The organism is Bradyrhizobium sp., assembly GCF_016219575.1.
GTDB lineage: Bacteria > Pseudomonadota > Alphaproteobacteria > Rhizobiales > Xanthobacteraceae > Bradyrhizobium.
Window position 1 is genome coordinate 19413 of sequence record NZ_JACRMG010000042.1, and the last position, 22131, is coordinate 41543.

Sequence of the window (22131 nt, forward strand, 5' to 3'; positions counted from 1 at the left end):
AATTAGAGATTTTGCAGCAAGAGATTCAGCGCCGTCTTCGCAAACGCCTGCATGTTGGCCTGCCGGTCCCCGCTGCCGGTCTCAAGCGTGATCACCTTGTGCACCGGGCCCGCGATCGCCATGCAGCAATGGCCGGCGGCGTCGCCGTAGCGGTTGCCGGTGGGGCCGGTGGCACCGGTCTCGGAGAGGCCCCAGTTCGTGGCGAAACGCCCGCGCATCTGCTTGGCCAGCAGCTGCGCGTAGGGCTCGGAGGCCGAGCGGATGCCCTTCATGTCCTCGTTCGGAATGTCCATCAGCAGCCGCCGCGCATCGCGGGTGTAGACCACGGCGCCGCCGAGGAAGTAGGCGGAGGCGCCGGGCACTGACAAGAGCGCGGCCGAGATCAGCCCGCCGGTCGAAGACTCTGCGACGGCGATCGTTTCCTTGCGCGCAATCAGCCTTGCGGCGATCTGTTCGGCGATGCTTGTCAACTCTTTCATGTGATCTCAGCTCCGCTTCAGGATCCGCTTGATTAGGCCCTTCTTCTCCGGCGTCGCCGGCTTGTCGGCGAGCGAGTGCCAGACCACGCGAATGAAATTCTGGCTTGCAAGCTCGGTCGGCGCCCATTTCCTGTCGAGGTCGGCAAAGGGCTTTGCGGCGAGTACGTCCTTCTCGCTCTTGCCTTCCTTGACGAGCTTGTCCATGCGGTCGCGCGCGGTGACCAGCATGGCGCGATATTCTGCCAGCGCCGCCTTGTCGGCGACGGGCCCGTGGCCGGGCACGATCCGCGTCTTCGCATTGATGAGTTTCAGATAGACGTCGGTCGCCGCGATCATGCCCTTGATGTTGCCGCCATTGGCGAAGTCGATGCTGGGGTAGCGGCCGTTGGTGAAGGTATCGCCGGTGGCGAGCACATTGGCGGTCTTGAACCACACATAGGTGTCGCCGTCGGTGTACGCATTCGGAATGTATTTGAGATCGGCGACGCGGCCGGGCAGGCGGATCTTCGAGAAGTTCGTGTAGGTGTCGGTCGGCAGCGCACCTGACGGCGCCGACGGCGTCTTTGCGCCGGTCAGGCCGTTGGTGGTGCCGGCCTCCAGCCGCTTCTTGACGTTCTCCTGTGCGACCACGATGACGCCGTCCATCGCAAATGGTTCGTTCCCGCCGGTGTGATCGCCGTGATACTGCGTGTTGATCAAATATTTGATCGGCAAGGGAGAGAGCTTCGCAATCGCCGCCTTGATCTTGTCGTGCAGCGGCGCGAACTGGCCGTCGACCATGATGATGCCGGTCTTGGCGACGGCCACGGTGATGTTCCCGCCCTCACCTTCCAGCATGTAGACCTTGTCGCCGAGGTCGACGGTCTTGATCTCGGCCTTGCCAAAGTCGGGCGGCGGTGCGGCGGCCGGGGATTGCTGCTGGGCGTGCGCAGTCCCTGTCAGCAACAGCGCGGCCATGGCGACAGCCAATCGCGTGCGAATCATGAGCGTCTCTCCCCCGCCGATTTCTGCCGAATCCCTAGCACAGTAATGCATGGCTTGCCGAGTTGCGGGGGCGGGGCGGGCCTGCTTGAATGCGGTGCGAGAGACGGCGCCATAAGGCCCGCGGAGGAAACGAAATGACGTCACCGATCCCGGGCGGCGTGGATTGCGACCTGCATCCGGCCGTACCGCATCTGACGAGCCTTCTGCCCTACATGAACGACTACTGGCGCGATCAGGTGACGACGCGCGGCATGACCGACCTCGTCTCGCAATCCTATCCCACCAACTCGCCGATCTCGTCGCGGCCGGACTGGCGCCCGGCGCAGGGTAAGCCCGGCTCGGGCTATGACGACATGAAGCGCCAGGCGCTCGATCGTTTCGGCGTGGCTTATGGGATCTGCAATCCGCTCTATGGCGTGCAGATGGTGTTTTCCGAGGACATGCAGGATGCGTTCTGCCGCGCGCTGAACGACTGGCTCGCCAGGGAGTGGCTGGACCGGGACGCGCGGCTGCGCGGCTCGATCGTCATCCCGACGCAGAGCGTGGAAAAATCAGTGGCCGAGATCGAGCGCTGCGCCGCCGACAAGCGCTTCGTGCAAGTGCTGATGCTGGTGATGGGCGACGTGCCGCTCGGCAAGCGCGCCTACTGGCCGATCTATGCCGCGGCCGAGAAGCACGGCCTGCCGGTCGGTATTCACGCCGGCAGTGCCTATCACAATCCGCCGACCTCGGTCGGCTGGGGCTCCTATCACATCGAGGATTACGTCGCGCAGGCGCAGGCGTTCCAGACCCAGCTCACCAGCCTGATCGTGGAAGGCGTGTTTGCCAGGCATCCCAATCTCAAGATGGTGATGCTGGAGTCGGGCTTTACCTGGCTGCCGGCCTTCCTGTGGCGGCTGCACAAGTTCTGGCGCGGCGTGCGCATGGAAACGCCGTGGGTGGACCGTGCGCCGCTGGAAATTGTGCGCAGCAACATCCGTTTTTCGCTGCAACCGGTGGACGCTCCGCCGGAACCGGAAGTGCTGAACCGCCTGTTCGACCATATGCAGTCGGACGAATTGATCCTATTCTCGACCGACTATCCGCACTGGCAGTTCGACGGCGACGAGGTGCTGCCGAAAGGATTATCTCCGGATCTCGTGCGCAAGATCATGATCGATAATCCGATGGCGACTTACGGCCGGCTGAAACAGCCGGTCCGGGCCTGAACAACGGAGAAGACGCGATGAACGTGCAGCTGCGCGACCGTCCGGAAGCAGCGTCAACCACAGCCATCAAGACCGCGATAGCCGATTGCGACATCCATCCGGCGCGCGCGACCAGGGATGAGCTGTATCCCTGGCTCGCAAGACGCTGGCACGCGCATCTCGAGACTTATGGTGTCCATGCCTATCAGGGCATGATGGAAGGCCCGCCCTATCCGAAGGCGCAGCCCAACGCGTCGCGCCGCGATGCGTATCCGCCGGAGGGCGGGCAGCAGGGCTCATCGCTGTCCTTCATGCAGAAGCAGCATCTCGACCCCAACAACGTCGTGCTCGGCGTGCTCAATCCGCTCGGCGCCACCGGGCAGGGCATGCGCAATCACGATCTCGCCGCGGCGCTGGCGAGCGCCATCAACGACTGGCAGATCGAGAAATGGACCAGCAAGGACAAGCGGCTGAAGGCTTCCGTCGTCGTCGCCAATGAGGATGGCGTGACGGCGGCGAAGGAAATCCGCAAGCGCGCCGGCGATCCGAACTTCGTGCAGGTGCTGCTGCTCAGCCGCAACGTCGAGCCGCTCGGGCAGCGCCGCTACTGGCCGATCTACGAGGCGGCGGAAGAGGCGGGGCTTCCCGTCGGCGTGCACGCCTTCGGCTTCGGCGGCAATCCGATCACGGCCTCGGGCTGGCCGAGCTACTACATCGAGGAGATGGTCGGGCATTCGCAGTGCCAGCAGACCGCGCTGGCGAGCATCGTGCTGGAGGGCGTGTTCGAGCGCTACCCCAAACTGAACATGGTGATGGTGGAGGCCGGATTCGGCTGGGCGCCGTCGCTGGCGTGGCGGCTGGACAAGGTGTGGGAGAAGCTGCGCAGCGAGGTACCGCATCTCAAGCGCAGGCCGTCGGAATACATCAGGGATCACATCTGGTGGACGACGCAGCCGATGGAAGACCCGGAGCGGCGCGAGCATCTATTCGAGACCATCGAATGGATCGGTTGGGACAAGCTGCTGTTTGCGACGGACTATCCGCATTGGGACTATGACGAGCCGTCGCGGGTGCTGCCCGCCGGTGTCAGCGACGCCAACAAGCAGGCGTTCTATCTCGACAACGCGCGGAAGGTTTACGGGGTCGCATGATCCGGAAAAGTGGGGACCGGTTTTCCGAATCAGATCATGCGCAAGGATAGAGTCTGATGGCGCGACATGTGGTGGCGGCAGTCGATGAACTGCCGCCGGGAACGCGAAAGTTTCTCGAAATCGATGGCCGGCCGATCGCGGTGTTCAACATCAAGGGCGAGTATTTCGGCCTGTTGAACCGCTGCCCACACCAAGGCGCTTCGCTGTGCGAGGGCCCGCTGATCGGGCTTGCGCAATCCAGCATGCCCGGCGAAATCGAATACACGAAACTCGGCGAGATCATCCGCTGCCCCTGGCACGGCTGGGAGTTCGACGTCCGCACCGGGCAGTCCTACTGCGACCCGCGCCGCTTCCGCGCGCGGGCCTATCCGGCGACCGTCGAGCCCGGCACCGCGGTGGTGAAGGGCCCGTATATCGCGGAGACCATCGCGGTCTCGGTTGAGAGCGACTACGTGGTGGTCGATTTGTAGTGTCGGGAAGCGAGACACCGGAATGAATGATGCACCGATCAATGCCGGGCAGCCGCCGCGGCCAATGCTGTTCGAGCCGCTCAGGATTCGCGGGCTCACGCTGAAGAATCGCCTCGTCGTGCCTCCGATGGTCCACTATCGCTGCGACCCCGGAAACACCTGCGGCACTTTTCACGTCGTCCATCTCGGCCGCTATGCGCTCGGCGGTTTCGGCCTCGTCTTCGTCGAGGCGACCGGCGTCGAGGAGGTCGGCCTCATCAACGAGCACGACCTCGGCATCTGGAACGATGCACAGGCCGACAGTTTCAAGCCGCTGATCGCCTTCATGAAGCGCCAGGGCACGGCGATCGGCATCCAGCTCGCCCATGGCGGCCGCAAGGCGTCCTCCCAGACCGCCATGCAGGGCATGGGACCCCTGACCGAGGAGAATTTGAAGGCCGGCGCCAAGCTGTGGCAACCGGTCGGGCCGACGGCCGAACCGGTCGCCAAGGGCTGGCTGACGCCGCGGCAACTGACCACAAGCGAATGCAGGGCGATGGTCGGCACCTGGGCCGCCGCCGCGAGGCGCGCGGTGTCAGCGGGATTCGACGTGATCGAAATCCATGCCGCGCACGGCTATCTGCTCGCCTCGTTCCTGTCCCCGGTCTCCAATACGCGCAACGACGAGTACGGCGGCGATCGCGCCGGGCGCATGCGGCTGCCGCTCGAGATTGTCGAAGCCGTGCGCCGCGAAATGCCGGCCTCGATGCCGCTGTTCCTGCGTGTCTCGTCGGTCGATGGCACGGTGGAGGGGTGGAATATGGACGATACCGTCGCCTTCGCGCGCGAACTGAAGGTGCGCGGTGTCGATGTGATCGACTGCTCCTCGGGCGGGATCGCCGGTGCTGCCACCGCGGCGCAGGTGCAACGCAGCCTCGGATTCCAGGTACCGTTTGCGGAGCGGGTTCGCAAGGAAGCTGATATTCCGACCATGGCGGTCGGCATCATTCTCGAAGCCCAGCAGGCCGAGGCCATTCTCCAGAACGGACAAGCCGATCTGATTGCGGTCGGCCGGCAGTCGCAGTTCAATCCGAACATCGCGCTGCATTGGGCGCACGACCTCGGCATCAATGCGCGGTTCGAGGACTGGTCGCCCGAATATGGCTGGTGGCTGGAGAAGCGGATCAGGACGCTGGAGGGTTTTGCCACCCCTACCGGCGTCGTCACGCGGCGCTCGTGACGGCGTGGCATGGGGCCGATGGGGTGGTCGATTTGTAGCAGGCGGAGGCGCGCCCGATCGCTTCTGTCTGTTCTCCCGGGATGCTAGCGTTCGCACCGAACCCGCTCATCCCGGCGGCAGTTGAGTTGAGCGGACCCACCTTGCTGTTCCCTGCAGATCTGACTTCGTTTCTCGACCTCATCCGCCAACACGGCGATGTGGCCTACAGTTTCATGTTTGCCTATGCGGCCGGCCATAGCCTGCTACTTGCCCTGTTCGCGGGCTACGCGGCGCATTCCGGCGCGCTGGGCCTGGGCACGCTCATCGTGGTCTGCTGGTTCGGCAGTTTTGCCGGCGATGTCCTCCGCTTCTGGGTCGGGCGGCGTTATGGCGCCCGCCTGCTCGAACGTTTTCCGCGGTTCGGGCGCATCGTGCAGACGGTCGTCCGGCTGGCGGACCGTCACTATGGCTGGATGATCCTGTTTCATCGTTTCCCGCACGGCATCCGCGGGGTCGCCGGGTTTGCCTACGGCATGTCGCGGCTGCCCTGGTCCACTTTCCTTGCGCTCAACTTCGTCGCGGCAGGCCTTTGGTCCGGCACGGTTGTCTCGGCCGGCTATGCCTTCGGTCACTTCTCGGAGAAGTCGATGAACGACGCCTCTTCGGGCCTGGGTGCGGTGATGCTGATCGCATTCCTGGGGCTGTCCTGGTTCCTCAGCAGGAAGCTCGAGCAGATCGTCGAGCGATACTAGGTAGCTGCTCGCTCAGACATGCCCCACCGCCCGACGCTCCCGCGCGTAGCGCACCAGCGCGGTGAAGCGGTAGATGCCGTGGACGAACTTGCCGTATGGCATGGTGAGGAACAGGGCGAATACCACGCCGAGATGCAGCGCCAGCAGCGGGCCCATCGCCGATGTCGCGCGCAGCAGCAGCAGCGCCATGCCGGTGAGGCTGGTCAGGAACAGCATGACGATGAAGGCGGTATCCATCCCCATTTGCTTCTGATCGACCAGCACGGGATCGCGCTTCCATTTCCCGGCCAATAGCCCGATCGGCCCGATCAACAGCCCGACGCCGCCGAACGTGCCGAGCACGACGGGCGCATCCCACCAAGCATAGGGCGCCTCGCGCGCCAGCAGATAGTGATAAAGCGTGGCGACGCTGGTGGAAGCAAAGCAGAGCAGAAAACCGTAGAAGGTGAAGTGGTGATAAAGCCTGCGGCGGTCGGTCGGACGGTCGTCCTCGTTGAAGCAGCCGACGCCGCCGCCGTCGAGATAGCGCAATTCGCCGGCGTCGCGGATCGCCTGCCAGAGCGAGCCGGCATCTGCCTTCATGCCGACGGGCTCGCCGATGTCGCGCCAGAACGCGCGTACGCCCATGATGAGCGCGACGATGGCATAGAGGAACACGGCGCCGAACAGCGCGGCCATCGCGTTGTGCGGCATCAGCTTGTAGAACGCGCCAGGGCCGGTGTGCACGCCGAACAGGATCTGCCTGTCGTGCCAGGCGGCGAAGCCGAGGATGAAGACGGCGACGCTGAGTGCCGATATCAGGCTGATGACCAGCCCGTTGCGCGCGAATATGCCGGCAAAGGCGCGCGGCCAGGCATAGGCGGCGTAGGACTCCGCGCGCGCGATCGCCAGCGTCTGCGGCACATTGACGTTGAACTCGTGCGGCGGCGAGAACTGGCAATCGGTGTAGCAGGCGCCGCAGGCGTGGCAGAGGTTGGCGAAATAATTGAGGTCACCGTCCGAGAACGAGCGCCGCATTTCCATCGCCGGGAACACCGCGCACAGGCCCTCGCAGTAGCGGCAGGAATTGCAGACCGTCATCAGACGGTCGGCTTCGTCGAGGATTCTAGTTCCGTGCATGTCGCGCCGCTTCCTGTCTCCCCCGACTCCCTCTCCCCGCCCTTCGCGGGGAGAGGGTTGGGGTGAGGGGCTCGATCCACGAGTTCGACTCGCGGAGAGTCCCCCTCACCCGGATTGCTTCGCAATCCGACCTTTCCCCGCAAGCGGGGCGAGGTGAAGCAGGCCCGCCGCAGTCAATTCCGTACATTTCTCGCCGCTTCCCGTCCGGCCACGCGGCCGAACACGCTGCCGATGGTCATGCCGATGCCGGCTGCATAACCCTTGCCGAGCACATTGCCGGCCATGATCTCGCCGGCCGCGAACATGTTGGCGGATGGCTTGCCGTCCTTCATCAGCATCCGCGCCTCGCGGTTCACGCGGGTACCGAGATAGGTGAAGGTGATGCCCGGCCGCACCGGATAGGCGTAATAGGGCGCGGTCTCGATCCTGCGCGCCCAGTGCGTCTTCGGCGGGCTCAAGCCTTCAGTGCGGCAATCGTCGAGGATGGTGTGATCGAAGGTGCCGGGCCGCACTGCGGCGTTGAATTCACTGATGGTCTTTTCCAGCGCGGCCGGATCGAGCGTGAGCTTCGTCGCGAGTTCGGCGATCGTGGCGCCCTCGATCGGCGGAAACAGCGTCGGCATGAAGCTGTGTCGTACGCTGGCGTCGAACACGATGTAGGCGATCTGGTCGGGCTGGGCTGCGACCAGCCGGCCCCAGATGGCGTAGCGCTTGGGCCAGATGTCCTCGCCCTCGTCGTAGAAGCGCTGCGCGTGCTTGTTGACGACAATGCCGAACACCACGGAGTCATGGCGCGTGATGATGCCGCCGTCGAATTTAGGCGCGCGGGCGTCGATCGCGACCGCATGGCATTGCGTGGGATCGCCGACGTCCTGCACGCCCCTGGCCAGCAGCATTTTCAGGATCGATCCGCGGTTATAGGGCGTGCCGCGGATGAGAAAATTGTCGGCGGCCTCGCCCCAATATTCCTTCAACCATTCGATGTTGGCCTCGAAGCCGCCGGCGGCGGCAACCAGCGCGGAGGCGCGGATCTCGCTTGCACCGTTGACCGCCTGCTTCAGCCGTGCGGAGAGGAACATGCCGTCCTCGATCTGGAGGTCGGTCACCTCGGCATCGTAGAGAATCTCGACGCCGAGCTTTTCCGCGGTGAGGTACAGCGCATTCAGCATGGCGCGGCCGCCGCCGAGGAAGAAGGAGTTGGTGCGGCCGAGGCTGAGCGTGCCGCCGAGCGACGGCTGCCAGCGCACGCCCTGCTCGACGATCCAGTCCAGGATGTCCTTGGACTCGGCGATCATGAACCTAGCCAGTTCCTCGTCGGTCTGGCCTCCCGTGATGCGCAGGAGATCGTCCCAGAATTCCTGCTCGGTATAGGGACCGGTCAAAATCTCCGTCGCCGCGTCATGGGCGCAGCGCATGTTGCGGGTGTGGCGCGTGTTGCCGCCGCGATAGAATTTCGGCGCGCCTTCCAGCACCAGCACGGAGGCGCCGGCGCGGCGGGCACTGATTGCAGCGCACAAAGCCGCGTTGCCGCCGCCGATGACCAGCACGTCGAATTTGCGGGAGAGATCGACCATCACGACGTCTTGCCAAGTTTAGACGGCAATCACAACTGCTGCCGTCGCATGGGCATCGTCGCTTCGGCCAGAGGTTCTGGCTTTGCTTTCACAATGTCGGATAGCCACTTGCGGAACGCGGAGACCTTTGGCGAGTCGGCTTTCGCTTCCGGCGATACGAGATAGAAGCCGGCATCGACCGGCAGTTCGATCTCGAAGGGCACGACCAGGCGGCCCTTGGCGATGTCGTCCTGCACGTAGGACGTGCGGCCCATGGCGACGCCAAGCCCGTCGATGGCGGCCTGGATGGTCATGAACACCATGTCGAAGGTGACGCCGGGTGGCTTGGATAGGTCGGTCGGCAAGCCCGCAGCGGTCAGCCACAGCCGCCAGTCATCGTCATTGTTGGCGCTGGTGTGCAGCAGCACATGGTCGGCGAGGTCCTGCGGCTTCCTGAGCGGTTTCTTGCCCTTCAGGAGTTCAGGGCTGCACACCGGAAACATCTTGTCGGCCATCAGCCAGTCCGCGCGCAGGCCCGGCCATTGCCCGCGGCCGTAGCGGATCGCGGCATCGACGCCGTCGCGCCTGAAATCGACCAGCGCGGTGGAGGTGGTGATGCGCACATCGATGCCGGGATGTTTTTCCTGGAACGCGGAGATGCGCGGCAGCAGCCACTTGGCGGCCAGCGAGGCCAGCGTCGAGACGGTCAGCACGTTGCCGTCGTCCTTGCGCAACAGGCGGTCGGTCGCGAGCCGCAGGTCATTGAAGGCGGCGCGGATGCCCGGGAGATATTCCTTCGCCTCTGATGTCAGCGACAGCGTGCGGTTCTGCCGGATGAACAGGCGGACGCCGAGTTCCTCCTCCAGCCGCCGGATCTGATGGCTGATCGCGGTCTGCGTCACGTTCAGCTCCGACGCCGCCAGCGTGAAGCTCATGTGCCGCGCTGCCGCCTCGAAGGCCCGCAAGCCGTTCAGCGAGGGGAGCCGTGCTGCCATCTGCCGCCTGTCCAATTCATGAGATTATATCATTCGAAGGGGTACAAAGTGTCGTTTGATGCAGTGCCAAATCGCGCAGATATTAGCCTCAACCGATCAGATATAGGAGCTCAAAATGAGCGTTTTCACCCACGAATCGATGATAAATCATCATGGACCGAGCCTTTTTTCGCAGCTGGTCGAGACCTTCCGTGTCTGGCGCGATCGCTACGCGATGCGGCGCGAGCTTGGCACCTGGTCCGAACGGGACCTCCACGACATCGGCGTGTCCATCGCCGACGTCGCCTACGAACTCGACAAGCCGTTCTGGCGGGCCTGATGGGCCGCCGTTAACGCCGGCGCCGCCTGCAAACAGGGGCGCCGGCTTTCTTCACGACTTTGGGAGCGTGCCATGACTGCGTTCCGCCTCGATGATCTCCGCCAGCATTCCGACGTGCTGCGCTCGCGCCGTGGCGAGGCCGTCACCGTGCGCTTCGTCGAGCCGCGCGATGCCGATGGCATCCAGAACTATTTCCGCGGGCTCTCCGCGCGCTCGCGCTACAACCGCTTCTTCGGCGCGATCAGCGAGCTGCCGCCCGGCCAGCTCGACCGCTTCATCCATGTCGGCGAGGCCGACCAGTTCAGCGTGATCGCGACGATCCTGGTCGACGGCCATGAGACCATCGTCGGTGAGGCCCGCTACGCCTTCGATTTCGAAACGTCGAGCTTCGAGTTCGGGCTGTCGATCGACGACCGCTGGCAGGGCCATGGCATCGGCGCGGCGCTGCTGAAGAATCTGGAATGTCGCGCGGCGGCCGTCGGCGCCTCAAGACTGTTCGGCGACACGCTGCGCTCCAACGATGCCATGATCGCGCTGGCGAAGAAGTCCGGCTATGCCTTCTCCAACAGCCCCGGCGACTGGAAGCTGGTGCGCTTCGGCAAAGAGATCAACCTCGCGCCGCATGACATTCCCTGTGCCAGCTGGAAGCTCGCCGCGCTTTCCCGCATGTCCTCCCCCGCGATCGCGGGTTGATGACTGGGCCCGGCTCCTGCGGCAACAGGACCGGGCCCATCTTCTCTTGCGCAGATCTTTCTTCAACCTCGCCCCGCTTGCGGGGAGAGGTCGCCGCGCTCTTGCGCGGCGGGTGAGGGGGAGTCTCCGCGAGTCCAACGGCTGCCTTGATTGCGGACGCAGCCCCTCATCTCATCCCGACCTTCTCCCCGCAAGCGGGGAGAAGGAGAAGGTCATTTCCCCGCGAACACCGGCTTGCGCTTGTCGATGAAGGCCTGCACCGCCTCGCGGTGGTCGGCGGTCTTCTGGGACCGGATCATCCGTTCGGCTTCGTGATCCCGGGCGGTGGCGAAATCGAACATCAGCGCCTCGTCCAGATTGTCCTTCATGTAGCGCAGCGCAATGGTCGGTCCCTGAGCCATGGTCTTGGCGAGGGCAAAGGCTTCTTCCTGCAGCTTCTCGTCCGGCACGACGCGGTTGACGAGGCCGATCGCCTCGCAGCGCGCGGCCGTCACCCGCTCGGCCGTGAACATCAGTTCGCGTGCGCGCGAAGTGCCGACGAGGCGGGTGAGCAGCCAGGCGATGCCGTAGTCGCCGCTGAGCGCGACATTGAGGTAACCGGTCGAGAGAAACGCCGATTGTGCTGCGATGCGGATGTCGCAGGCCATGGCGATGGCCAGGCCAGCGCCGACCGCGGGGCCGGGAAGCGCCGCAATCGTCGGCTTGCGCACCGAGACCAGCGCGCCGGTCAGCAGGCGCTGCCTCTCCTGCAGATCCGCGACCTTGTCGGCGTCCGGCATTTCCTGCCGCTTCTGGTCGCGATGGGCGCCCATGCCCTTGACGTTGCCCCCGGAACAGAACGCCTTGCCCGCGCCGGTGATGAGCAGAGCGCCGACTTCCGGGTTCTCGCCGCAGGTCCTGATCATGGTGCGCAGCGCCGGCGTAAGCTCGTCGGAGAGCGAGTTGCGGGCATCCGGTCGGTTCAGCGTGATGATGGCAACGCGGTCGCGGATCACGCAGAGCAGCTCATTGGTGCCGGTGTCGATGGTGATTTCGGTGCTCATGAGTCCCCCGATTTGTTGTTGTTGCTTTGTAGGGTGGGCAAAGGCGCTCTTGCGCCGTGCCCACCTTTGCCGTCCATGCTCGTGAAGGTGGGCACGCTGCGCTTTGCCCACCCTACGGCCTCTTCAGAACTTCTCCACCCACGGCCGCAGCTCGAGTTCCCAGGTCCAGGCGCTGCGCGGCTGTTGGAGCACGTTCCAGTAGCTCTCCGCAATGGCATCGGGATCGAGGAAGGAGTCTGGCCGGTCGGCGGGTTCCGCGCGCACCGCGCTGCGGATGCCGCCGTCGATGACGAAATGCCCGATATGGATGCCCTGCGGCGACAGTTCGCGCGCCATGCTTTGCGCCAGCCCCCGCAGCGCGAACTTGCCCATCGCAAACGGCGCGGATTGCGGATAGCCCTTCACGCTGGCGGAAGCGCCGGTGAACAGGATCGCGCCGTGCTTGTTGGGCAGCATGCGCCTGGCCGCCTGCTGCGCCACCAGGAAGCCGCCGAAGGCGCTGACAGCGATGGCGTTCGCCACTTCCGCCGGCACCAGATCGACAAAGGCGCCGCGCGACCGCCCGCTGGCATTGTAGACGACGATATCCGGCGTCGCGATCTCGCGCTCGACCAGGCCGAACAGGCGTTCGACCTCGTCGGCGTTGGTGGCATCGCAGGCAAAGGCCTTTGCGCCGGTCTTGCCGCAGAGCTCGCCGAGTTTCTCGATCTTGCGCGCGGCAAGCGCGACCTTGATGCCCTCGCGCGCGAACAGCCGTGCCAGCGAGGCGCTGAGACCTTCGCCGGCGCCGACGATCAGCGCAGTGTTGTATTTTTGTCTTGCCATGCGCGCGCTCCTGTTGGCCGGGATTCGTATCTAGGGGCGCATCCCCGCGAGACAACCGGCTGCCGCCAGGATCATATCGAGATCCTTTCTCCCGGGCATATCCGCATATTTTGCTCGCAGCATGGCCAGCGAGCGGGCGTGATATTTTTGCGGCTTCTGCGTCCAGATGTCATTGCCAAGCCGGACTGAAAATTCCTCCACGCCCTCGGCGAGCGCCTTTTCGTTCGCCAGCGTCCAGGGCCAGAACAGCCGCCCGACCTGTTTTGTCAGGATCGGCATCAGCGTCGGCGCCAGCGACGCCCAATTCTCGAACGGGCCTTCGGCTCTCGGCCACAGCATGCGGTGAATCCAGGCCAGCACATGCGGCGTGTTGCCCTCGATCAGCGCACCGGCGGTCGGATCGGTCCACAGCTCGTAGAGCTGGCCCCACAAGCCGAAATCGCCATAGGCCGGCCGTCCGCCGAACAAATAGGGCCGGGTGGCGAGATGCGCGTCGAGCAGATCGAGCATCTCCTGAAATCCGCTCTCGATCTGCGGCGCGGTCAATTCGTTGGAGCCGACGAACCAGACCCGGCTGGTCATGCGCGAGCGCACCTGTTCGGCGAACAGCCCGTGCTGTTCTTCGTCGGCCCTCGGTGCGCGCATCCGCGCGATGCGGCCGGCGGAAGCGCGCTGGTCGACGTCGCGCGCCCAGCGGTAGTGAAACATCCACTTGTTGCCCCACTCGTCGCCGAATTCCTCCATCAGCATGGACATGAAGCGCGCCACGGGATCGTCGGGATGGATCGACGGCTCCGGAAACAGCTTCTCCATCCGGTCGATGATCGGAGTGGAATCCTGGATGCCAGTACCTTCAGGCGTCACCACCAGCGGGATGACCGGTATCTTGGCGTGCTTCTCATATTCGGCCTGGCTCGCCGCATTGCGCAAAACCCATTGGTGCGGAATGGCTTTGTATCGAAAATAGGAACGGACCTTGACCGAGTAGGGCGACATCTCGGCGCCGATGATGCGATATCCCTCAGCCACGGGGTGCTCCTCCAATTATGCTTGTTGACCGCGCTTGGGCGTGCGGTATCGGTAATGGTCTATAACATCGATACCGGGCGGAAACGACAAGAGCCAAATATGCAGCCACTCAAGCACGATCGCAGGGCCGCCTTTCCCGACCAGCCGGGCTTGCTCGCGCCCGACACGACGGGAATGAACTTCTATCGGGCCGATCCGGCGCTGACCGATCTGCTGCGGTTGCATCTGCCGGAAGCGACATTCCGCCACATCGAGCCGCACCTCGACCGCCTCGGCGCCATGGCCGGCGGCCATCTCGACGAATGTGCGCGGCTTGCCGACCGTCACACGCCGGTGCTGCACCAGCGCGACAAGTTCGGTGGCGATACCCAGTGGATCGAATATCACCCTGCGTATCGCGAGTTGGAGCGCGCCGCGTTCGGCGAGTTCGGCATTCATGCGATGTCGATCCGCAAGGGCATTCTGGGCTGGCCGGACAAATATCCCGTTGTGGCCAAGCACGCCTTCACCTTCCTGTTCAACCAGACTGAATTCGGCATGGGTTGTCCGATCAACGTCACGGATGGCTGCGCCAAGCTGCTCAACAATTTCGGCAGCGAGGCGCTGAAGGCAAAGTATCTCGACGGGTTGACCCAGACCGACATGAGCAAGCTGACCCAGGGCGGCCAGTTCATGACGGAGAAGGAAGGCGGCTCCGACGTCGGCACGCTGACGACGACGGCGGTGCAGGAGGGCGACCATTGGCGGCTCCATGGCGAGAAGTGGTTCTGCTCCAATGCGGACGCCGAGGTCGTGATGCTGCTGGCGCGGCCGGAGGGCGCGGGGCCGGGCACGCGCGGCGTCGGCCTGTTCCTGATGCCGCGGCGGCTCGATGACGGTTCGCAGAACCACTACCGGATCGTGCGCCTGAAGGACAAGCTCGGCACCCGCTCGATGGCATCGGGCGAGATCAAGCTGGAAGGCGCGATCGCCTACGCCGTCGGCAAGCTCGACCGCGGCTTCGTGCAAATGGCCGAGATGGTCAATTCCTCGCGGCTCTCCAATGGCGTGAAGTCGACCGCGCTGATGCGCCGCGCGCATCATGATGCGATGACGGTGGCCAGGAATCGCGTGGTGTTCGGCCAACGCATCGTCGACCTGCCGCTGGCACAGCGGCAGCTGATGAAGATCATGCTGCCGACGGAGCAGGGGCTTTCGCTGAGCTTCCTGACCGCGGATGCCCTCGACCGCGCGGAGGCCGGCAGCCAGGATGCGGCGGCGCTGTTGCGCATCCTGACGCCGACGCTGAAATTCCGCGCCACCCGCGATGCCCGCAAGGTCTGCGGCGATGCGCTGGAGATGCGCGGCGGCATCGGCTACATCGAGGAATTCGCCACCGCGCGCCTCTTGCGCGATGCGCATCTCGGCTCGATCTGGGAAGGTACCGGCAACATCGTCGCCATCGACGCGCTGAAGCGCGCTGTCGGCCGCCATGGCGCCGACAGTGCGCTCTCCGCCGACCTGCATGCGCGGCTCAGCGAATCCGCCAATGTGCCGCCCGCCTGGCGCGACCGCCTGCGCGGTCTGACCGACCGCGCCGTCGGTTTTGCGCGCGAAGTGGCAAGCCGCATGGACAATGAGGGCGATGCGCGGCGGGCGACCAGCCTGCTCTATCATGTGGCGAGTGCGGTGGCCTTTGCCTGGGAAGGCAGCCGCATCCAGGATATGCGGGGTGACGCGCGGCGGATGCTGTTATCGCGGCTGGTGGTCGATCACCGCCTGTCGGCGGGCGATCTGTTCCGGCTGACGGAAAGTGCCGCGCAGCGCGCGATCACGGGGCATCTGCTCGGCGACCGCGCCGTGGGCATGACCGAGGTTGGCGAATTGCTCACCGCAGCGTAGGTTCAAATTCAATCCACAAGAACAATCACAGCAGAGGGAACGACCGATGAAGGCCGCCGTATTGTACGAAGTCAACAAGCCGCTGGTGATCGAGGATATCAGTGTGCCGAATCCCGGCCCGCGCGAAGTCCTGATCCGCACCAGGGTCGCCGGCCTCTGTCATTCCGACCTGCATTTCATGGAAGGCCTCTATCCGCATCCGTTGCCGGCGGTGCTCGGCCATGAATCGGCCGGCGTGGTGGAGAAGGTCGGTTCCGACGTCACCTATGTGAAGCCGGGCGATCACGTCGTCACCTGCCTCTCGGTGTTCTGCGGCACCTGCGACAACTGCACCACCGGCCGCACGGTGCTGTGCACCGACACCACGGTGAAGATGCTGCCGGGCGCCTCCAACCGCTTGCAATGGGGCAAGCCGGAGAAGCTGAACCAGTTCCTCAATCTCTCCTCCTTTGCAGAGCAGATGCTGGTGCACGAGAACGCCATCGTCAAAATCAAGAAGGAAATGCCGCTGGAGCTGGCCGCGCTGATCGGCTGCGGCGTCATCACCGGCTATGGCGCGGTCGTAAACACGGCAAAGGTCACGGCCGGCGAGACCGTCGCGGTGGTCGGCTGCGGCGGCGTCGGCATGGCTGCGATCAACGGCGCGGCAATCGCAGGCGCCGGCCGCATCATCGCCATCGATACCAATCCCGCGAAGTTGCAGCTGGCGACCAAGCTCGGCGCCACCGACATCGTCGATCCCGCCCGCGGCGACGTCGTGCAGCAGGTGCGCGAGCTCACCGGCGGCGGCGTGCATCACTCTTTCGAGGTATTGGGCCGCAAGGAAACCGCCGAGCAGTGCTTTGCCATGCTCGCCCCCGGCGGCACCGCCACCATCGTCGGCATGATCCCGTTCGGCCAGAAGATCGAGCTGCACGGCTTCGACTTCCTGCGCGAACGCCGCATCCAGGGCTCATCCATGGGCTCGAACCATTTCCGCGTCGACATGCCCCGGCTGGTCGAATTCTACATGCGCGGCAAGCTGCATCTGGAAGACTGGATCTCGGCCAAGCTGAAGCTGTCGGAAATCAACGAAGGCTTTGCCAACATGAAAGCCGGCAAGACGCTGCGCAGCGTGATCATGTTCGACAGCTGACGACGATGTGTTTCACCTCTCCCCGCTCTCTGCGGGGAGAGGTCGGATCGCGCAGCGATCCGGGTGAGGGGCCGGGCACGCGGGCTCCGCGGTTGCGCTCCTTCCGATTCCAACTTCCCAGTCAAGGATTCGGTGATAGGTGATTTCGCAGCAAGCATCTCGCCTCGCCCCTCACCCGCCGCCGGCGCTGCGCTCCGGCGTCGACCTCTCCCCGCAGAGAGCGGGGAGAGGTTGAAGGCGCCGTCGCGCGCAGGCCCTCACCGTGTCACATGCGCCGACACCGCGAGCCACTTGCCGTTCTGCCTCGCCCAGCAATCCGTGTAGCGGCCATGGGCCTGCTGCCCATCGGGCATGGTGTAGCTTGTTGCGGCATGGATGATGGCGAAGTCGCCGAGGATGCGGATCTTCACGTCCTCGGCGCGCAGATTCCTGATCGCCACCGGCTTTGCCGTTTGCTGCAGGAAGGCGGCGCGGTCGACCAGCGACTTGTCGGGATTGGAGCAGTAGAAGTCGGCCGCGAGGATTTCGTCGAAGCGCCTGACGTCGGAATTCTGCACGGAGGCGACGTAGTCGTGGTTGAGCCTTGTGAGTTCCGCGAGATCGTTGTTCATGGCTTCCCTCGTTCTCGTTCTGAATTCAGATATCCGGCGCCAATCAGGCTGGGGTCGGCGAGCGCTTGAGCACGACTCGGGCGAGCCATCCAAGCAAATAGCCCGCAAGCGAGGACGCCAGCGGCGGCAGAAGCCCACGAAGGTCGTATCTGGCCCCGGCAAGGAATTCCGTGAGCGACGGCGCCAGCAGGAGATCCAGGTTCAGGAAGACGACCGGCGATATCACGAGCAGCGCCAGCCGCAGCCGGTGCCTGGCGAAGAAGCACAATGCGGCAATGAGGACCGTCGTGATGCCGAGCATGCCGTGGGCGATCTCGTAGCCGAGCGCGTTGCGGATGTTGTACGCGCTGGCCAGCAGCAGGCCCCAGACGAGACCGCCGATCAGGAGCGCCGTGTCATCGACGCGCCGGAAAGGCCGCAGATACCCGAGCGCGAGAAACGCCAGGATCGACAGCGTCGGCCAGGCCGCGACAAAGCTGCCATGCATCAGCCCCCAGAGATGAAAAGTCGGCAAGCTCAGCGCGGTATAGAGCTGGCCGAGCGGCCACATCAGCAGGAAGCCCGCAACGATCGCGATGACGATTTGAATTGGAGTCTGCATGGCTCAATCATACCGTTTGATCCTCATGGTGAGGTGGCGCGCCAGCGCCGTCTCGAACCATGAAGGCCGTCATGTCTCATCCTTCGAGACGCGCGCGTTGCGCGCTCCTCAGGATGAGGAGTCCTCTAGTCATCAAACATCGGCGGCGGCTTGAAGCCGCCGAATTCGCGCTCGATCAGTTCGCCAAGCTTGATCGTGGTGCGGTCTTCCAGCCAGGGCCCGACGATCTGCACGCCGACCGGTAGGCCGTCGGGCGAGAAGCCGGTGGGGATCGCCGTGGAGGGTAGCCCCGGCAGCGTGGCGATACCTGGCCATGACAGCTGGTCCGGATAGACATAGGCCTTGCCGTCGATATGGATTTGGCGGCTTTCCTGCTCCGGCGAATGATCGTGCTTGTAGGCCGGCGTCGGCATGATCGGGCAGATCACGGCGTCATATTGCCTGAACAGTTCGCGCCATTGCGCACGCAGCCGCGCGCGGGCGCCGTCGGCCATCAGCCAGTCGCGATGGCTCATCGCAATGCCGCGCAATCGCTCCGCGCCGAGGCTGGTGTCACCGGGCGGGATGGCATGAGCAGCAGCCTGCGCGCTGGAATAGACGTCGGGCGGATAGGACGCGGCGAGGAACGACATCAGCATGCGCATATAGAGCCCGGTCGAGGCGGCGAAGTCGGGCAACAGCTCCGAGCGGCGCGCGACTTTCACACCTGCCCTGTCGAGATTGGCGGCTAGCCTGTCGATGCTGCCGCGCACCACGGTGTCCGTCGGCATCACCGGATCGGTGTCGATGACGACCACGCGAAAATCCTTCAGCGTCGTGTGCCGCGGCGCCGGCAATTCGAGCCGGTAGGCCTTGCCGGCTTCCAGCGGATCGGGACCGGCGATGACGTCGAGCAAGAGGGAAAGATCGGCGGCGCAGCGCGCCATCGGGCCGATCACCGCCAGATCGCGGTCGAACGGCAGCGGCGGAAACGGCGGCGGCACATGGCCGCGCGAGGGCGCCAGCGCATAGGTCGGCTTGTGCGCATAGACGCCGCAGTGGAACGCCGGCACGCGCAAGGAGCCGCCGATATCCGAGCCGAGCGACAGCGGTCCGTAGCCGGCGGCCAGCGCCGCCGACGAGCCGCCGGAAGAGCCGCCGGGCGTGCGGCCGAGATCCCAGGGGTTGTTGGTGACGCCGTAGATGTCGTTGTAGCTCTGCCAGTCGCCGAGCCCGAGCGGGACGTTGGTCTTGCCGAGGATGACGCCGCCGGCGTCCTTGACGCGCGTGATCGACAGCGCGTCCTCGCCGGGCACGAAGTTCTTCTGTTGCGGAATGCCCCAGGTCGTGGGCAGGCCCGCGACGTTGTAGGATTCCTTCACCGTCAGGGGGATGCCGAGCAGCGCCTTCTGCTCGCCGCGGGCCAGCGCCGCGTCCGCCTCGCGCGCCGCTTCAAGGCCGCGCTCGAAATCGCGCACGCAGATCGCGTTGATCTTCGCATCGTGCCGCTCGATGCGGGCAATGGCGTCCTTTGCGAGCTCCACCGCAGACACCTTCCTTGCGGTAAGCGCCGCCGACAGATTGGTGGCGGTCTCGAAGCTCCATTGCGATTTGGCCAAGGCGTTCTCCCGGTTCTCGTTGTCGCGGATGATGCGCAGGTTGCGCACTGCCCGCAAGCCGGATCGCCGCGATCAAGTCATCGTGCGGGCAATTGCGGCCGTTGTATCCGTCGCGATATCGCAACGCTTGACCGCAATTGCTATGCCGCGCCGATCAGTATCCCCACGCCCAGCACGATGGCGCCGCCGAGCACGATCTGGAACACCGCCTGCAGGAACGGCGTGTCCATGTAGCGCGCACGGATGAAGGCGATCGCCCAGAGCTCGAAGAACACCACGATGCAGGCAATGGCGGTGGCGATCCAGAATGCATTCGTCCAGCTGTCCGGCACCAGGTAGGGCAGGGTGTGGCCGAGCCCGCCGAGCGTCGTCATCGCCCCGCAGGTGATGCCGCGCAGCCAGGGCGAGCCGCGCCCGGTCAGCGAGCCGTCGTCGGACAGCGCTTCGGCAAAACCCATGCTGATGCCGGCGCCGATCGAGGCGGCGAGGCCAACCAGGAACGTCTGCCAGTTCTGGTGCGTGGCGAACGCGGCCGCAAACAGCGGCGCCAGCGTCGAGACCGAGCCGTCCATCAGGCCGGCCAGGCCGGGCTGGACGTATTGCAGCACGAACATGCGCCGCCGCGTCTTGTCTTCCTCCGCGCGGACGTCGGGCTTGAGTATCTGATCCGTCAGCTTGGCGGCGAGGTGCTCATGGCCCTTCTCGATTTCCGCGAGGTCGCCGAGCAGCCTGCGGACGTTGACGTCCTTGGCCTGTTCGGCGGCTCTCGCATAGAAGCGTTCGGCCTGGAACTCCATCGTCTCGACTTCCTTGCGGATGGTATCGAGCGACAGGTTCTTGGTGAGCCAGATCGGCCTGCGGCGCAGAAAGCCCCTCACGTCCTCGCGGCGGATCGGCGGAAGATTTTGACCGAAGCGCTGCTCGTACATCTCGAGCAGCATGTGGCGATGGTTCTTTTCCTCCTCCGCCATCTCCTCGAACAGTTTTGCCGAATCCGGATAACGCTCGGCGAGATCCTCGGCAAAGCTCATATAGATGCGGCTGTCTTCCTCTTCCGAGGAGATCGCGACAGCCAGCACTTCGCGCTCGGTGAGGTCGGCGAAATTCTTCACGACGGGCTCCGCTTCCTGATCCGGCGCTACTCTAGATCGTTACGGACGCGGGTTAAAGTGCGATCGGTGTCAGGCGCTGTTGCGAGCGCTGTGCAGGAACGCGAGCAGGAGACGGCTGACTTCGGCCGGCTGCTCCTGCTGCACCCAATGGCCGGCGCCGTCGACGAGATGGCAGCCGATCATGTTGGTGCACGCCCTGGCCTGCATCGCCTCGAACACGCCGGGGCGTTGATAGGTGCCCCAGTCCTGCTTGCCCGAGATGAAGGCGGAGGGGATGTCGATGCTGCGGCCGGACCAGGTTTGCAGCTCGGGAACGAACGCGCCCGAGGTGCCGCAGCGATACCATTGCAGGCCGCCCTGGAATCCGTTGCGCCGATACTCGGCGGCGTAGAAGGCAAGCTCGCTGTCGGGCAGCCACTTGTTGGCGGCGATCTCCGCGGCCGACGGCATCTCCTTCGCCACGGTGGCGGCCATGTCGTCCGCGAGATCCATGATGTAGTAGGTCGGCAGTTTCGCAAGCTCGCCGGCCGACCAGGATTGGAGCGGGTAGGGCGCGTTGGCTTTCCAGTCCGCGCTCTTGTGGTGGTAGTAGGCGCGCATGAAATCGTGCACGCCCTGCGGCGCCTCGTGCATGTCGCGGTTCGCTTCGCGCTTCGAATAGTACCACTGGTAGTGCTTGCGCGGGCGCGGCAGCGCGGCGAGCTCGCGATGCACGGGATCCTCCGCCGTGGGTTTTGCTTGCCCATCCACGGTATTGAACGGCAGCGACGGCGGACCGCCGAACGGCGCGCTCATCATCACGACCGAGCGGAACACATCGGGCCGGATCAGCGCGCACCATGCCGCAACCGAGCTGCCGAAGTCGTGGCCGATCACGGCATCGACATGGCGATAACCGAAGGCATGCACCAGCCCGAGCGCGTCGCGCACCAGATTGGGCAAGCGGAAGGACGCGAGGTCGCCGTCATAGCTCGCGTCCCAGCCGGTGGTGCGGCCATAGCCGCGCTGGTCCGGCGCGAGGACGTGGTAGCCGGCTTCGGCAAGGGCAGGCATCACCTTGCGCCAGCTGAAGGCGAGCTCGGGGAAGCCGTGCAGCAGGAGCAGGCAGGGCCGGCCGCGTGTTTCGTAGCCCGCCTCCAGCACATGCATGCGCAGGCCGTTGATGTTCTCGACGTAGCGCGAGCGGATCGATGCGGGGAGCGGAATGTCGGGGAGGGCGGCCATGTATTCGCTCCTTTCTTACCCTCTCCCCTTGCGGGCCTGTTGCGTAATTGGACTTATTGGCCGTGAGAGGGAAGAGGGACGTCTTTCGGATTGGGGCTGAAGGCTAGGTGGCTGTGTTCGGGGTGAAGCTTATGCTGCGATTGTCGCCCATCGGCGCATGTTGAACGCGATG

22 protein-coding genes are annotated in these 22131 nt (G+C 64.8%); 9 read left to right on the top strand and 13 right to left on the bottom strand.

What is annotated here, in order from left to right:
• Positions 1-2: 2 nt before the first annotated feature.
• Both HZB49_RS29895 and HZB49_RS29900 read right to left on the bottom strand, forming a co-directional pair.
• A complete protein-coding gene (locus HZB49_RS29895; RefSeq protein ID WP_291617751.1) occupies positions 3-479 on the bottom strand; it encodes a CinA family protein in 477 nt (158 codons plus the stop codon).
• A gap of 6 nt (positions 480-485) precedes the next feature.
• On the bottom strand, positions 486-1463 hold the full coding sequence (locus HZB49_RS29900; protein ID WP_291617752.1) for an MBL fold metallo-hydrolase: 978 nt from the start codon (positions 1461-1463) through the stop codon (positions 486-488).
• A 134-nt stretch (positions 1464-1597) separates the two neighbouring features.
• On the opposite strand from HZB49_RS29900, the gene HZB49_RS29905 reads away from it, so the two are divergent.
• From HZB49_RS29905 to HZB49_RS29925, 5 genes are all read left to right on the top strand, one after another.
• Positions 1598-2671, top strand: coding sequence for an amidohydrolase family protein (locus tag HZB49_RS29905; RefSeq protein ID WP_291617753.1), 1074 nt, complete (start codon positions 1598-1600; stop codon positions 2669-2671).
• Between the two features lie 17 nt (positions 2672-2688).
• On the top strand, positions 2689-3801 hold the full coding sequence (locus HZB49_RS29910; RefSeq protein ID WP_291617754.1) for an amidohydrolase family protein: 1113 nt from the start codon (positions 2689-2691) through the stop codon (positions 3799-3801).
• A gap of 56 nt (positions 3802-3857) precedes the next feature.
• Positions 3858-4271: a Rieske (2Fe-2S) protein gene (locus HZB49_RS29915; protein WP_291617755.1), complete on the top strand. Its 414-nt coding sequence runs from the start codon at positions 3858-3860 to the stop codon at positions 4269-4271.
• Between the two features lie 22 nt (positions 4272-4293).
• The gene (locus tag HZB49_RS29920) at positions 4294-5490 is read left to right on the top strand and encodes an NADH:flavin oxidoreductase/NADH oxidase (RefSeq protein WP_291617756.1); all 1197 of its coding nucleotides are present in this window, start codon (positions 4294-4296) and stop codon (positions 5488-5490) included.
• 140 nt (positions 5491-5630) lie between these two features.
• Positions 5631-6221, top strand: coding sequence for a DedA family protein (locus HZB49_RS29925; protein WP_291617757.1), 591 nt, complete (start codon positions 5631-5633; stop codon positions 6219-6221).
• 12 nt (positions 6222-6233) lie between these two features.
• Here HZB49_RS29925 and tcuB read toward each other — a convergent pair whose 3' ends face one another.
• From tcuB to HZB49_RS29940, 3 genes are all read right to left on the bottom strand, one after another.
• On the bottom strand, positions 6234-7340 hold the full coding sequence (gene tcuB / locus HZB49_RS29930) for a tricarballylate utilization 4Fe-4S protein TcuB (protein ID WP_291617758.1): 1107 nt from the start codon (positions 7338-7340) through the stop codon (positions 6234-6236).
• Positions 7341-7513: 173 nt separating this feature from the next.
• Positions 7514-8914 (bottom strand): FAD-dependent tricarballylate dehydrogenase TcuA, encoded by a 1401-nt coding sequence (gene tcuA, locus HZB49_RS29935; RefSeq protein WP_291617759.1) that lies wholly within the window; start codon positions 8912-8914, stop codon positions 7514-7516.
• 29 nt (positions 8915-8943) lie between these two features.
• Positions 8944-9888 (bottom strand): transcriptional regulator GcvA, encoded by a 945-nt coding sequence (locus tag HZB49_RS29940; protein ID WP_291617760.1) that lies wholly within the window; start codon positions 9886-9888, stop codon positions 8944-8946.
• Positions 9889-10003: 115 nt separating this feature from the next.
• On the opposite strand from HZB49_RS29940, the gene HZB49_RS29945 reads away from it, so the two are divergent.
• The gene (locus HZB49_RS29945; protein ID WP_291617761.1) at positions 10004-10207 is read left to right on the top strand and encodes a DUF1127 domain-containing protein; all 204 of its coding nucleotides are present in this window, start codon (positions 10004-10006) and stop codon (positions 10205-10207) included.
• Positions 10208-10279: 72 nt separating this feature from the next.
• Entirely contained in the window at positions 10280-10900 is a 621-nt protein-coding gene (locus tag HZB49_RS29950; RefSeq protein WP_291617762.1) for a GNAT family N-acetyltransferase, read from the top strand.
• A gap of 212 nt (positions 10901-11112) precedes the next feature.
• Here the strand turns inward: HZB49_RS29950 and HZB49_RS29955 are convergent, their stop codons facing one another.
• The 3 genes from HZB49_RS29955 to HZB49_RS29965 all read right to left on the bottom strand — a co-directional run bounded on the left by HZB49_RS29955 (position 11113) and on the right by HZB49_RS29965 (position 13797).
• A complete protein-coding gene (locus tag HZB49_RS29955; RefSeq protein ID WP_291617763.1) occupies positions 11113-11943 on the bottom strand; it encodes an enoyl-CoA hydratase in 831 nt (276 codons plus the stop codon).
• A gap of 123 nt (positions 11944-12066) precedes the next feature.
• The gene (locus HZB49_RS29960) at positions 12067-12768 is read right to left on the bottom strand and encodes an SDR family NAD(P)-dependent oxidoreductase (RefSeq protein WP_291617764.1); all 702 of its coding nucleotides are present in this window, start codon (positions 12766-12768) and stop codon (positions 12067-12069) included.
• A 30-nt stretch (positions 12769-12798) separates the two neighbouring features.
• The gene (locus tag HZB49_RS29965) at positions 12799-13797 is read right to left on the bottom strand and encodes a glutathione S-transferase family protein (protein ID WP_291617765.1); all 999 of its coding nucleotides are present in this window, start codon (positions 13795-13797) and stop codon (positions 12799-12801) included.
• Positions 13798-13896: 99 nt separating this feature from the next.
• On the opposite strand from HZB49_RS29965, the gene HZB49_RS29970 reads away from it, so the two are divergent.
• Both HZB49_RS29970 and HZB49_RS29975 read left to right on the top strand, forming a co-directional pair.
• The gene (locus HZB49_RS29970; RefSeq protein ID WP_291617766.1) at positions 13897-15678 is read left to right on the top strand and encodes an acyl-CoA dehydrogenase family protein; all 1782 of its coding nucleotides are present in this window, start codon (positions 13897-13899) and stop codon (positions 15676-15678) included.
• Between the two features lie 46 nt (positions 15679-15724).
• The gene (locus HZB49_RS29975) at positions 15725-16813 is read left to right on the top strand and encodes a Zn-dependent alcohol dehydrogenase (protein WP_291617767.1); all 1089 of its coding nucleotides are present in this window, start codon (positions 15725-15727) and stop codon (positions 16811-16813) included.
• 257 nt (positions 16814-17070) lie between these two features.
• On the opposite strand, the gene HZB49_RS29980 is transcribed toward HZB49_RS29975, so the two are convergent.
• From HZB49_RS29980 to HZB49_RS30000, 5 genes are all read right to left on the bottom strand, one after another.
• On the bottom strand, positions 17071-17424 hold the full coding sequence (locus HZB49_RS29980) for a nuclear transport factor 2 family protein (protein WP_291617768.1): 354 nt from the start codon (positions 17422-17424) through the stop codon (positions 17071-17073).
• Positions 17425-17467: 43 nt separating this feature from the next.
• Positions 17468-18025 carry a hypothetical protein gene (locus tag HZB49_RS29985; protein ID WP_291617769.1) on the bottom strand — a complete coding sequence of 186 codons (558 nt, stop codon included), beginning with the start codon at positions 18023-18025 and terminating at the stop codon, positions 17468-17470.
• Between the two features lie 125 nt (positions 18026-18150).
• Positions 18151-19623 (bottom strand): amidase, encoded by a 1473-nt coding sequence (locus HZB49_RS29990; RefSeq protein WP_291617772.1) that lies wholly within the window; start codon positions 19621-19623, stop codon positions 18151-18153.
• Positions 19624-19763: 140 nt separating this feature from the next.
• A complete protein-coding gene (mbfA, locus tag HZB49_RS29995) occupies positions 19764-20735 on the bottom strand; it encodes an iron exporter MbfA (protein WP_291617770.1) in 972 nt (323 codons plus the stop codon).
• A 69-nt stretch (positions 20736-20804) separates the two neighbouring features.
• Positions 20805-21959 (bottom strand): alpha/beta hydrolase, encoded by a 1155-nt coding sequence (locus tag HZB49_RS30000; protein ID WP_291617771.1) that lies wholly within the window; start codon positions 21957-21959, stop codon positions 20805-20807.
• Between the last annotated feature and the right edge of the window lie 172 nt (positions 21960-22131).